At 63.0% G+C, this 12,540-nt stretch carries 12 protein-coding genes; 6 read left to right on the plus strand and 6 right to left on the minus strand.

The window, feature by feature from the left end; all coding sequences use genetic code 11:
• The first annotated feature begins 100 nt into the window (after positions 1-100).
• Together GA645_RS12960 and GA645_RS12965 are read left to right on the plus strand one after the other, a co-directional pair.
• Complete coding sequence (locus GA645_RS12960; protein WP_152223358.1) at positions 101-310, plus strand: hypothetical protein; 210 nt, start codon at positions 101-103, stop codon at positions 308-310.
• A 121-nt stretch (positions 311-431) separates the two neighbouring features.
• Entirely contained in the window at positions 432-1,094 is a 663-nt protein-coding gene (locus tag GA645_RS12965) for a hypothetical protein (RefSeq protein WP_152223360.1), read from the plus strand.
• 119 nt (positions 1,095-1,213) lie between these two features.
• On the opposite strand, the gene arnT is transcribed toward GA645_RS12965, so the two are convergent.
• The 3 genes from arnT to speB form a co-directional block, all read right to left on the minus strand.
• Positions 1,214-2,968, minus strand: a complete 1,755-nt coding sequence (gene arnT, locus GA645_RS12970) for a lipid IV(A) 4-amino-4-deoxy-L-arabinosyltransferase (protein WP_178119533.1) — start codon at positions 2,966-2,968, stop codon at positions 1,214-1,216.
• A 114-nt stretch (positions 2,969-3,082) separates the two neighbouring features.
• A complete protein-coding gene (locus GA645_RS12975) occupies positions 3,083-3,538 on the minus strand; it encodes a GNAT family N-acetyltransferase (protein WP_152223362.1) in 456 nt (151 codons plus the stop codon).
• Between the two features lie 9 nt (positions 3,539-3,547).
• Positions 3,548-4,555 (minus strand): agmatinase, encoded by a 1,008-nt coding sequence (speB, locus tag GA645_RS12980; RefSeq protein ID WP_152223364.1) that lies wholly within the window; start codon positions 4,553-4,555, stop codon positions 3,548-3,550.
• 264 nt (positions 4,556-4,819) lie between these two features.
• On the opposite strand from speB, the gene GA645_RS12985 reads away from it, so the two are divergent.
• A complete protein-coding gene (locus tag GA645_RS12985) occupies positions 4,820-5,719 on the plus strand; it encodes a LysR family transcriptional regulator (RefSeq protein WP_152223366.1) in 900 nt (299 codons plus the stop codon).
• A 161-nt stretch (positions 5,720-5,880) separates the two neighbouring features.
• On the plus strand, positions 5,881-6,783 hold the full coding sequence (locus GA645_RS12990; RefSeq protein WP_152223368.1) for an AraC family transcriptional regulator: 903 nt from the start codon (positions 5,881-5,883) through the stop codon (positions 6,781-6,783).
• Between the two features lie 43 nt (positions 6,784-6,826).
• Here GA645_RS12990 and GA645_RS12995 read toward each other — a convergent pair whose 3' ends face one another.
• The 3 genes from GA645_RS12995 to GA645_RS13005 are packed head-to-tail and all read right to left on the minus strand — an operon-like array spanning position 6,827 to position 10,626.
• Positions 6,827-8,122 carry an FAD-binding oxidoreductase gene (locus GA645_RS12995; RefSeq protein ID WP_152223370.1) on the minus strand — a complete coding sequence of 432 codons (1,296 nt, stop codon included), beginning with the start codon at positions 8,120-8,122 and terminating at the stop codon, positions 6,827-6,829.
• Positions 8,123-8,136: 14 nt separating this feature from the next.
• Complete coding sequence (locus tag GA645_RS13000) at positions 8,137-9,222, minus strand: polyamine ABC transporter substrate-binding protein (RefSeq protein ID WP_152223372.1); 1,086 nt, start codon at positions 9,220-9,222, stop codon at positions 8,137-8,139.
• Positions 9,223-9,267: 45 nt separating this feature from the next.
• Positions 9,268-10,626: a glutamine synthetase family protein gene (locus GA645_RS13005; protein ID WP_152223374.1), complete on the minus strand. Its 1,359-nt coding sequence runs from the start codon at positions 10,624-10,626 to the stop codon at positions 9,268-9,270.
• 328 nt (positions 10,627-10,954) lie between these two features.
• Between GA645_RS13005 and GA645_RS13010 the strand changes: the two genes are divergently transcribed.
• Together GA645_RS13010 and GA645_RS13015 are read left to right on the plus strand one after the other, a co-directional pair.
• Entirely contained in the window at positions 10,955-11,710 is a 756-nt protein-coding gene (locus GA645_RS13010; protein ID WP_152223376.1) for a glucose 1-dehydrogenase, read from the plus strand.
• Positions 11,711-11,849: 139 nt separating this feature from the next.
• Positions 11,850-12,329 carry an ATP-dependent zinc protease gene (locus GA645_RS13015; protein WP_152228067.1) on the plus strand — a complete coding sequence of 160 codons (480 nt, stop codon included), beginning with the start codon at positions 11,850-11,852 and terminating at the stop codon, positions 12,327-12,329.
• The last annotated feature ends 211 nt before the right edge of the window (positions 12,330-12,540 follow it).

Genomic DNA, 12,540 nt, shown 5'->3' on the forward strand with positions numbered 1-12,540 from the left:
GCCTGCTACCCCAGCGCGGTCCTGCCACCCAGTTGCCCTCCGTTTGTTCGCTACACTGAAAGCATTCCGATTGCACTTCTTCAGAACGCCGGAGCCTCAGGTGAAGCTAAGGATCGAACGAGCCTGGAAACAGGACAAACTGATCTGGCTGGTACATGCCTGCGGCTTGACGCTGAGCTTTGCCGATGAGGCTTCCGCCGTTTCTTTCGCGGCCAAGCTGGAAGAGCGGGTCGACGCGCCGCACCAGCTTCCCGCGAAAACCCTCGAGCGCTGGGCGGCCGAGCATTCTCGTCTGCGGGGTGGCTCATAGGTTTCTTCGATCATTGGCGCGCCAATCGCCGGGTACGGTCTGTACGGCGACTTTCTCGATCTTTGATTCAGTGAACGAATGGCGGACGGCATGCGCCGTCCGACGTACTGGAGAAGGTGCAATGGACCGACTTGGAGACGAAACGTCGCGCAGAGTCCTCGACCCCGTGGACCGCATGACCGAAGTGATATTCGGCCTGCTGATGGCAATGACCTTCATCGGCTCGCTGAGCGTTGCGACGGCGGGACGTGAAGAGGCGCGAACCATGTTGATCGCGGCTTTCGGCTGCAACCTCGCCTGGGGGCTGGCCGATGCTGTCATCTTCCTGCTGCGCACCTGGACCGAGCGCACCCGCAGCCGAACGCTCATGGCCCGTTTGCAGGGCGACGCCGATGCGCAGAAAGGCCAGGAGCTGGTCGCCGATGCCTTGCCGCCGCGCATTGCCCAGGCCGCAGGAGCAGAGGGGCTGGAGGTGCTACGGCTGCGCCTGCTCGCCAACGCCGATAAACCCATTCGCGCGCGGTTGGACCTGGACGATTTCAAAGGGGCGTTGGGCACCTTCCTGCTGGTGGTGCTGGCAACCTGTCCCCTGGTCATTCCGTTCCTGTTTATCCACCAGACCGGGCTCGCCATTCGCGCATCCAACCTGGTGGCGCTGGTGATGCTGTTCCTTGCCGGCTGGGTGCTTGCCCATTATTCCGGCGGCAAGCCCTGGCTGGGTGGCGGGGCATTGGCGATAGTGGGGACGGCCTTGCTCTTTGCCATCATCGCCCTGGGCGGCTGAGGCGTCGTGCAGTAACTCTGCATGGGGCGTGCTTTCGTCGACTCTTCAGCGGGTGCCGCCAGTGGCATTCCGATAGAGCATCGGAGGGCAAACGTTGGTTTGCCCTCCGATCAATCGCCTCAACCCGCCGGCGCGTTCGGTGTGACGTTGGCCGGTGCGAGCTGCGGGCCCTGGGCCTTGGCAATCACGATGAGCAGATTGTTTTCCCGGAACACCTCCGCGCCCGGCGGTATCCAGGCGGGCAGGGTGCCACCCGACTTCGCGGAAAGACTCAGCACGATGCCGACGGGCCCTTGCTCCGTGTGTTGGGCCAGCCACTGCGCCATGTTATCGGTGGTGACGCGGCGATCGGCGGCGTCGGGGTAGGCGAGGCCATATTGCAGCTCGCCCTGGACGTCGAGCAGCGTCACGTCGCTGCGGTTCAGTCGCCATGCCAGTGCCGATGCGGCGCCGAGTTCGTTGCTGAGCAGGCTCCTGGATTGCTTCAGGGCGTCCAGGTGACTGGCGATGAATTGGTCCGGCATCTTGTTGTCGACCACTGATTGCGGCATCGCGGCGGGCAGGAGTGCGACCAGTACCCAGAGGCCAAGCGCCGGGGCGAACCAGTAGTTCGCCGGGCGCTTCCACTGGATGAAGCCGCAGGCGGCCCAGGCCAGGCACACCACCAGGGCCATGGCGATCTGCAGGGGCTGGTGGCTATAGACCGGATGCACGACCTGGATGACGATCAGGCCGAGCAGGGTGGCGCCACCCAGCACCAGGTTGAGCAGCCCGTTGCGGGTGACCGCGAGCAGGTCGCTCTGGCGCAGCTTGTCCACCAGGGTGTTGGCCATCAGCAGTGCCAGCGGCACGAAGCACGGCAGGATATAGGTCGGCAGCTTGCCCTTGCTCAGGCTGAAGAACAGGAACGGCATGGCGAACCAGAGGGACAGGTAGGCGATGCGCCGTTCCTTGCGCTCGCGCCAGGCGCGTCTCAGGCTGGGGACGACCAGCAGGGCCCAGGGCAGGGCGCCGGCGAACAGCAGCGGCACGAAGAACCAGAAGGGCGCGGCGTGTTGTGCGTGGGTGCCGGCGAAGCGACGGATATGCTCGTTCCAGAAGAAGAACTGCCAGAAGTCGGCCTCGCGCTGGTGGACCAGGATGGCCCAGGGCAGGCTCAGCAGTACCGCCAGCAGAATGGCCAGCGGCCCGCCCTTGAGCAGTTCGCGCCAGCGCTTGTGCAGCACGACGTAGGGCGCCACCACGATCACCGGCAGCAGCCAGGCGAGGAAGCCCTTGGTCATGAAACCCATGGCGCATGCCACACCCAGCATGCCCCAGCCCGCCCAGCGCTCGCGAGAGGTGTCACCCTCCAGGGCGAACCAGCAGGCGACCAGGCTCAGGGTGATCCACAGCGTCAGTTGCGGGTCGATGTTGGCGTAGCCGGCCTGCCCGGCGGCCAGGCCAAAGCTCATGTAGAGAAGGCTGGCGGTCCAGGTCTTCCAGGCGTCGTTCCACAACCGGCGGCCCAGCAGCCAGATCAACCCCACCGTGGCGGCGGAGGTCAGCGCCGACGCGATACGCACGCCGAACAGGTTGTCGCCGAACAGCGCCTGGCCGATCGCAATCAGCCAGTAGCCGCCGATCGGCTTCTCGAAATAGCGCAGCCCCATGAAATGAGGAGCCGCCCAGTTACCGCTTTGCAGTAACTCCTGGGCCGCCTGCGCGTAGCGGGTTTCGTCGGGTATCCAGAGTCCGTGGGCGCCCAGCGGGGCCAGGAAGAACACCACGAAGGCGATCAGCAGTGCCGGGTAGGCCGCCGTTGGCAGCGCGCTCAGGATGGATGGGGTGTGCGAATTCGGAGCCCGCTGCGTATTGAGCGTGATGTCCTTCATCGGGTCGGTTCCTCGATGGTCTCGTGCGCCTGGGTTGGCGTGAGGCAGGAGATTACGAGGTGAAACTTAGCTGGAGCTGAGGACGTCGCCTGAGTGGACGACGCCCTGCGGCGATCAACCGAGCGAGAGTTCGAGTATGTCGTCGCCGAACGCGTCCCGTTCTCCAGTCGGTACCCAGCCCAGGTAGCGATAGAAGCCATAGGAGCGAACCGTCGGATCGCTGGAGCACGCCAGGAACACGCGCTTGAAGCCTTGACGCGCGAGCTTCCCGACCATCAACCCGAGCAAGGTCTTGCCGATTCCCCGTCCCTCATGGGCGGGCAGCAGGGCAAGAACGACTATCTCCCCCGTATCCCGGTCACCGAAGCAGTAGCCGACCCTCTGGCCGTCCACGCAGGCGACAAAGCCGGGGCAACTGCCGTCCTGGATGCCAAGGCTCCAGGATTCAGCAGTGATGCCCAGTGCGCGCAGCGCTTCTTCCGAAAATGCGTTCTCTCTCGTCAGTCCCCGGATTGTGAGGCACAGGGCAGCATCATCAGGTAAGGCTGGGCGAAAGGTCAGATCAGTCATGGGCCGATTTCACTGAATTGATGATGACGAGCACAGGGTGAAGTCCTGTCGGTTCACCCGTGCATCCGCCAGCACGCAAAGTAGCTCGAACATCAGCGTTGCGGCATTGAGCGCAGTCATTCCGGATGGGTCCAGATCGGGAGCGACCTCGACCACATCGCCACCGATGAGGTTGAGGCCGCGCAGTCCCTTCAGCAGGCGCATGGCTTCCCGCATCGAGATGCCGCCGGCCTCGGGGGTGCCGGTTCCGGGAGCAAAGGCCGGGTCGAGTCCATCGACGTCGAACGAAACATAGGTCTGGCCATCACCCACAACCCTGCGTACCTCCTTGAGCACGCCTTCGACGCCCAGGTCGTCGAACTCCTCGATGAAAATGACCCGCATGCCGCATTCGAGGCTGTAGTTCGGGGTGCCCGAATGTTCGGAGCCGCGGATGCCGATCTGGATGGTGCGCAGTGGGTCGAGAAGCCCATCCTCGACCGCTCTTCTGAACGGCGCCCCGTGGAAGAATTTCGATCCGTAAAGGCTGTCCCAGGTATCGGTATGCGCGTCGATGTGGACCATGCCGATAGGGCCGTTCTTCGCCAGCGCCTTGAAGATCGGATAGGTGATCGAATGGTCCCCGCCCACCGTCAGGGGCATGATATTGCGTGCGCAAATCTCCCGGTAATAGTCCTCGATGCAGGCGTGGGCGTCTTCGATGTTGTACATGCGCTCAAGGTAAACATCGCCCAGGTCGCGAATGTTGCACAGGTCGAAAGGCGCAATGCCCGAAGCGTGATTTCGCGTCCGCATGAGGCAGGATTGTTGCCGAACTCCACGGGGACCGAGGCGCGCACCTGGCTTGAAGGAGGTGCCGCCATCGTATGGCACGCCGATCAGGCCGATATCGACGCCATCCAGCGTGTCCGCGATGGGGGCGCGCATGAAGCTCGCAATCTCGTTAAATCTCGGGCGCTTTTGCGGGTCGTATGAAGTCCCGTCCGAGAAGTTCGTCTTGAGTTTAGAGTCAGACATGGTCACCCCGCAGTTATTGCAAGTTCGTAAAGCGTTGCCATTGCTTGTTGTTCAGTGCAGGACAACAGTCTGGAGTGCGCATGTGCACTGACCACAATGGGTCGTCGATATGACATCGGGGTTCATTTAAGCGGCTGCTCAGGCAGGGATAAATAGCGAATCGTCAGTTGTTGGTTAATGATATTGTGAAGATAATTCTACGATTCTTGACAGGCTTTCGGCGTTGTGCGAACAAGGCGGGTCAATGGCGTGTTTGGTTGCGTGATGAAAGAGAATATCTACAACATTCGTCTGCTGCGGGTTTTTGTTGCGGTCGTCAGGAACAAGGGATTTTCCGCGGCGCAGCAGGACCTGAACATGTCGACGCCGGCCATCAGCGGCTATATGAGTCAGCTCGAGGCGCAGCTGGGGATGCAGCTGTGCAGCCGCGGCAGGTCGGGGTTCAGTCTGACCAGTAAGGGGCAGTTGATTTACGATGAGGCGCAGAATCTCCTGAACCAGATCGATGGTTTCGAGAATTATGTGCTTGAGTTGAAGGGCGAGCTGCGGGGGACGATTTCCGTAGGGATTCTTGACTCCATGATCACCGACAAGCAGGTCAATATCGTGGACCTGCTCGGGAACTTCGCATCGAAGCACCCCAAGGTGCATGTCAATCTTAAAGTCCTGAGTCCTTTCGAACTTCAACGGGAAGTCCTGGAAGGAAAGAGCGATCTGGCAATCGGCTCGTTGCCGACGAAGATGAGCGGGTTGAAATATATAGACCTGTATATCGAGCAGCATTGGCTTTACTGCAGTGATCGGCATCCGCTGTCGCGCGAATTGCAGAAGGCTCCCGAAAAAATCAGGCAGCACGCACTGGTCAAGCGGGGCTACTGGTCGAACGCGGAAGTGGCGCGGCACGGATTCAAGGAGTGCTCCGCCACTATCGACAGCATGGAGGCCGAGCTGATCCTGGTGTTGTGCGGGAGCTATATCGGTTACCTGCCGGATCATCTGGCCCAGCAGTGGGAGCAGCAGGGCAGGCTCATCAAGCTCCTGCCGGACCACTTCGGCTATCAGGCCGAATTCTCGCTCATCATGAAGAACGGACGAACCCGCGAGCCGCTGATCCAGGCGTTCAGGAATGAAATGACGGAACTCTATGACAAAGAGGTGGGGTAGCCGGTCAGGTAAAGCGTGCTCGATTCCGTCGCATTGGTCATAATCCTGCCGCGTACAGCGTCATTGACGCTCGAGGCTGATTGGCACTGCTCTTGTTGCGTGCGGACGTCAGCCATTGCTAGGCTGATAGTTAATAATATTAATAAATTTCCGGGTGTGTGATGGCGATCAAGGTGATGGAGGCTCGCGAGGTTGACGAGCCGCGCGCGGTGCTGCCGGGTTGGGAAGAGCAGTACACGCAGATGTCAGCTGGTCGCTTTTGCGGTCGACTCGTGCATGCGGAGACGGGGGCGGTCCAGCTCTACGAAGAAAGCATGAACCTGCGGGTCGAGCAGGAGTTCCACGCTCCGGCCGATACCCTGGTGTTCAGTTTCGACATGAACGAAAGCGCCCTCTACCTGCTGGACGGGCACACGCACAACGCCTGGGTTACCCCCGAGAATTACCGCGAAGTCGCCGTGGTCCTGAAGGACGCCTCCGCCTGGGGCCGTTCCGCCGCGGACTTCGAAGGCCTGGTGCTGCAACCGTTGCGCTCGGAAAATTGCAGCGCCTTCGCCAGCTCCTTGAGCCAGCTGTTGGCCGGCGCCGTGGAAGGCCGTGTCAACGTCGATGCGCCCGGATTCGCCCAGCAAGTGGCCGATGGTTGTTTCTCGCTGCTGGAGGCGGCGGTCGACGTGGGCCAGCGTCGCCGCTCCGACCGCAATGCCAAGCGCGTCGTCGAGCGGGTGAAAGAGGTGGTCAATGACTGTCCGCAGGACAGCTTTGGCGTCCCCGAGCTGGCGGAGATCGCCGGTGTCTCGGTGCGGCAGTTGCAACAGTCGTTCGTCCAGTACGCCGGCATGCCGCCCACCGCGTGGCTGCGCAACCGCCGGCTGAATGCTGCCCGACGTGATCTGCTGGCCGCTGGCGGCGCGGGTGTCAATGTGGCCGAGATCGCGATGCGCTGGTCGTTCTGGCATCTGGGGCGATTCTCCCAGGCCTACCAGGCACTCTTTGGCGAGTATCCGAAAGCGACGCTCAAGCGCGGAGCCGAGCGCTGCGTCGTGAGTATGCTGCCGAGCTGAAAAAAAGCGGAGCTCCCTCGGCGAGATGCTCCGCCTGGCTTATTCAGCCCATTGCCTCTCGAATCCGATACCAGAGCATGCCCAGCGCCAGCAGGGGCGAGCGCAGCAGCTTGCCGCCCGGGAAGGTCAGGTGCGGTACCGCGCTGAACACATCCAGTCCCTGGCTCTGGCCTGCGGAGATCGCTTCGGCCAGGAGCTTGGCGGTCCAGTGGGTCACGTTGAGACCATGTCCCGAGTAGCCCTGCGCGAAGTACACGTTCGGGTGCTGGGCCAGGCGGCCCACCTGCGGGAAACGGTTCGACGTGATGCCGATCATGCCGCCCCACTGGTAGTCGATGCGCACATCGGCCAGCTGTGGGAACACCTTCAGCATCTTCGGCCGCATGTAGGCACCGATGTCCGCAGGGTCCCGTCCGGAGTAGTGGCAGGCACCCCCGAACAGCAGGCGCCGGTCGGCGGTCAGTCGGTAGTAATCCAGCCCCACCTTCTGGTCGCACAGTGCCATGTTCTGCGGAATCAGCTTCGCCGCCACCTGCTCCGGGAGCGGTTCGGTGACGATGACGTAGCTGCCCGCCGGCAGGACCTTGCCGGTCAGACGCGGCTCGAGCTCTTCCAGGTGCGCGTTGCAGCCGAGCACCAGCTTTTCTGCCCGCACCCGCCCGTTGGCACAGTGCACCGTGACCGAGTTGCCGTGGCTGATGCGCAGCACCGGGCTCTGCTCGAAGATCTTCACGCCCAGGCCGCTGGCGGCCCGCGCTTCCCCGGTCACCAGGTCCAGCGGATGAAGGTGCCCGGAGCCCATGTCGATCAACCCGCCGGCATAGCAGTCACTGGCCACTACCTCGCGGATCTGGCCGGCGCCCACCAGCTTGGTCGGGTGCGCATAACCCATCGACTGCAGCTCGCGCAGTTCCTCCGCCATGGCGGTGAACTGCGCGGGCGTATTGGCCAGCTCGCAGAAGCCCCAGCGCAGGTCGCAATCGATGCCGAACTGCTGGATGCGGTCCGCCACCAGCTTCACCGAGTCGAAACCCGCCTGGTTCAGGTAGCGAACGCCATCCTCGCCGACGTACTTGGCGAAACCGCTGACGTCATGGCCGATGCCACGGATCAGCTGGCCGCCGTTGCGACCACTGGCTCCCCAGCCGATGCGTCGACCTTCCAGAAGCACCACGGAGTGGCCCCGAAGGGCCAGCTCCAGTGCTGTGTTGACGCCGGTCAGGCCGCCGCCGATAACGCAGACCTCTGCGTGAACCTCGCCCTCCAGGGCGGGGTACGTCTGCTTGTCGCGCGCAGTGGCCGCGTAATAGGACGCGGCGTGTTCGCCGGCATGGATCATGGGACGCTCTCGAATCATTGGTTGAACTTGATCTTGCTCCAGCTGCGAGTCATCAGGCGCATGATCTTCGGCGGCGGGGCATTGGAGATGTACAGCTTGTCGAGCACGGCCTGAGACGGATAGACCTCGGGGTTGTTCAGCGTCTCGGCATCGAGGAAGGCCTTGGAGTCGGCGTTGGCGTTGGGATAACCGACGTACTCGCTGACCCCGGCGATCACCTTGGGCTCAAGCAGGTAGTTGATGAACGCCAGGGCCTGCTCCGGGTTCTTCGCGTCCGACGGAATGGCCATCAGGTCGAACCAGAGGTTGGCGCCTTCCTTGGGGATGGCGTAGGCGATCTGGATGCCGTTCTTGGCTTCCTTGGCCCGATTGGCCGCCTGGAAGACGTCGCCGGAATAGCCGAAGGCCACGCAGATGTTGCCGTTGGCGAGGTCGGAGATGTACTTCGAGGAGTGGAAGTAGGTGACGTACGGGCGCAGCTCCATCAGCCTGGCCTCGGCCTTCGCGTAGTCCGCCGGGTCGGTGCTGTTGGGGTTCATGCCCATGTAGTTGAGCACCGAGGGAATCAGCTCGTCGGCGGAGTCCATGAAGGCGACGCCGCACGCATTGAGCTTCTTCAGGTTCTCCGGCTCGAACAGCACAGACCAGGAGTCGATCTTGTCGACGCCCAGTACCTGCTTGACCTTCTCGACGTTGTAGCCGATGCCGTTGGTGCCCCACAGGTAGGGTACCGAGTGCTTGTTGCCCGGGTCGTTCTGCTCAAGCAGCTTGAGCAGCGTCGGGTCCAGGTGCTTCCAGTTCGGCAGCTTTTCGCGGTCGAGTTCCAGGAAAACCCCGGCCTGCACCTGGCGGGTGAGGAAGTGGTTGGAAGGCACGACCACGTCGTAGCCGGAACGGCCCGCCAGCAGCTTGCCTTCCAGGGTCTCGTTGGAATCGAAGACGTCGTAGACCGGCTTGATACCGGTGGTCTTCTGGAAGCCGGCGAGGGTGTCCGGGGCGATGTAGTCGGTCCAGTTGTAGATACTGACCGTGGGCTCGGCGAGGGCGCTTTGCGCCATCGCCGCAAATGCGAAGGCCGCAAGGGGCTTCAGCAGTCTCATGTCGACTCCTATCCGTATTCTTGTGATTGGGTGGGATCGGGTGCGTCAGACGCTCAGCAGCAGGAATTCACGTTCCCAGGAGCTGATCACACGCTTGAAGTTCTCGTGCTCGGCGCGCTTCACCGCGACGTAGCCCTGGACGAACTTGCGGCCCAGGTACTCTTCCAGCACCTTGCACTCTTCCATGTGCGCCAGCGCGTCTTCGATGGTGATCGGCAGGCGCAGGTTGCGGCGCTCGTAGGCGCGGCCTTCGACCGGGGCGCTGGGGTTGATCTGCTCGACCATGCCCAGGTAGCCGCAGAGCAGGCTGGCGGCCAGTGCCAGGTAGGGGTTGGCATCAGCGCCCGGAAGGCGGTTTTCCACGCGCATGGCTTCAGGCGAGGCGGCGGGCACGCGCAGGCCGACGGTGCGGTTCTCCACGCCCCACTCGACGTTCACCGGCGCGGAGGTGTCCGGCAGGAAGCGGCGGAAGGAGTTCACGTTCGGCGCGAACATCGGCAGCACCTTCGGGATGTACTTCTGCAGGCCGCCGATGTAGTGCAGGAACAGCTCGCTCATCGAACCATCGACATTGGCGAAGATGTTCTTGCCCGTCGCCACGTCCAGCACGCTCTGGTGAATGTGCATGGCGCTGCCCGGCTCATCGGTGATCGGCTTGGCCATGAAGGTCGCCGCCACGTCGTGCTTCAGCGCGGCTTCACGCATGCTGCGCTTGAACACGGTGATCTGGTCCGCGAGGCTCAGGGCGTCGCCGTGACGGAAGTTGATTTCCATCTGCGCCGGGCCGTCTTCGTGGATCAGGGTGTCCAGGTCCAGGCCCTGGGCTTCGCACCAGTCGTACACGTCTTCGAATAGCGGGTCGAACTCGTTGGCCGCGTCGATGGAGAAGCTCTGGCGACCGCTTTCCGGGCGGCCCGAACGGCCCACCGGAGCTTCCAGCGGGAAGTCCGGGTCGCTGCTGCGCTTGGTCAGGTAGAACTCCATTTCCGGCGCCACGATCGGGCTCCAGCCCTTGTCTGCGTACAGCTTGAGCACACGCTTGAGCACGTTGCGCGGCGACAGTTCGACGGGGTTGCCGTACTTGTCGTAGGTGTCATGGAACACCATCGCGGTCGGCTCGATAGCCCAGGGCACCACGAATACCGCGTCCGGATCGGGACGGCAGACCATATCGATGTCCGCTTCGTCGAGCAGGTCGTAGTAGATATCGTCGTCGACATAGTCCCCGGTGACGGTCTGCAACAGCACACTCTCGGGGAGACGCATGCCTCCCTCGCCGAGGAACTTGTTGGTCGGGGAAATCTTGCCGCGGGCGATACCGGTCATGTCACTGACGACGCACTCGACTTCGGTGATCTGGTGTTGCTTCAGCCAGGAACTCAGCTGATCGGCGGGGGTGCTCATGCAAGCCTCTAATGAGTAGATGAAACGCACAGGAAGGAAGTCGACCCGGTAGTGGATCGACGCCCGGCTAGTGTTGGGGAGAGCGGGGGGGCGGTTCTATCCACTTTCTGCAGATTCCAGTCGCACCGGGTCATTTAGCTGGCGGGGAGCGCCCGGAGCGGGCCGGGCCCGCGGATAGTCTGATCGGGGGATGGAGGGCGAGCTGGCCGCCCCTTATGTTGACTGCCGCACGCGTAGCGCCTCCCTGATCGAGCCGCTGGTCTTCCTGGCTTTCTGCACGCCTGGTCTGCCGTGCCGACACCACCACGGACTTCATATGGAGAGCGGGATGACAGACTTCGCAGGCAAGGTCGTAATCGTGACGGGCGCATCCACCGGTCTCGGCCGGCAGACCGCGCTGCGGTTCGCCGAGGCGGGCGCGCACCTGGTGCTGGCCGACATCGAAACGGTCAGCGGTGAGGAAACCGCTCATGCTGTTTCTGCGGCGGGCGGGGAGGTGGTGTTCGTGCGCACGGACGTTTCCCGCAATGCCGACGTCGAACACATGGTCAGCGAGGCGGTGCGCAAGTTCGGCCGGCTCGACTGCGCCTTCAACAATGCCGGCATCGCCCAGCGTGGCCGGCCGGTGGCCGAGTTGCCGGAAGAGGAGTGGGACCGCGCCATCGGGGTCAACCTCAAGGGCGTGTGGCTCTGCCTCAAACACGAATGCGCGCAGATGCTCAAGCAGGGCGGCGGCGCCATCGTCAACACGTCGTCGATCATGGGCGTGGTCAGCGGCCCCGGCCTGTCCGCGTATTCCGCGTCGAAGTCGGGCGTGCTTGGCCTCACCCGCTCCGTCGCGCTGGATTACGCGACCGCCGGTATCCGGGTCAATGCGGTCTGCCCCGGCGGCATCGCCAACACCGCCATCACCAATCGCGCGGACGTCCAGGACGCCATGGAAAGCCTCAAGATGGCCACGCCCATGGGCCGCCTGGGCGAGCCGGACGACATTGCCAGCGCGGTGATGTGGCTGTGCTCGCCGGCATCGCGCTTCGTCACCGGTCAGGCGTTGACCGTCGACGGCGGGTTCACCGCCTGGTGATGGGTGTTTAGCGTGGTGCGCAGGTCATCCATTTTCTTGACCTGCCTTTGACTCGTCTTTGACATCGCGGCCCCGATCATGGCGGCACATTGTCAACCGACGAGTCATTCCCGTGCCCATCAATTCCCTCTCCGCCGCCATGCTTCTGCTGGCTTTTGCCGCTCCGATGAAAGCCCACTCGGAAGACCTGCCGATCCGTGGCTGGATCGAGGAAGCGAAGATCTACCCCGAGGGTGTTCCAGTCAAAGCCAAGCTGGATACCGGCGCGCTGACCTCGTCGATGGACGCGAAGGACCTCGCGTACTTCGACAAGGACGGCAAGAAGTGGGTGCGCTTCAAGGTCGTGGTCAAGAACAGCGATACCGGCGACGAGACGGTCCAGGAGTTCGCCCGCCCCGTGCTGAGAAAGGTCAAGGTCAGCGGTGCCGGCGGCGCGGATCATCGTCCGGTGGTATCGCTGCAGATCTGCCTGGGCAACCAGCTGCTCGACGAAGAGTTCTCGCTGCGGGATCGCAAGGACATGCTCTACCCGGTGCTGATCGGTCGAAAGACCCTGGAGCACATAGGCCCCGTCGATGTGCGGCGTACCTTCACCCAGAAGCCCAGCTGCGAGGGCTGAGTGGCACAGAGCCGCCCGTTGCTGCGGCGGTCCATCGCCATTCGTGGCATAGCTCCGGCGGCCTCGCAGGAGCAGGCTCTGGCCGCGATGACCCCGAACGGGACCTTGATCGCTGCACGGATGAATCCGCGCCTGCAGTAATGGCACCTTCGGGTCTTTGTGCCGGGCGCAGCCTCAACGGCGCTATGATGCGCGGCACGAGGAACAGGGA

Origin of the sequence: Pseudomonas sp. SCB32 (genome assembly GCF_009189165.1) — a bacterium.
Classification (GTDB): domain Bacteria; phylum Pseudomonadota; class Gammaproteobacteria; order Pseudomonadales; family Pseudomonadaceae; genus Pseudomonas.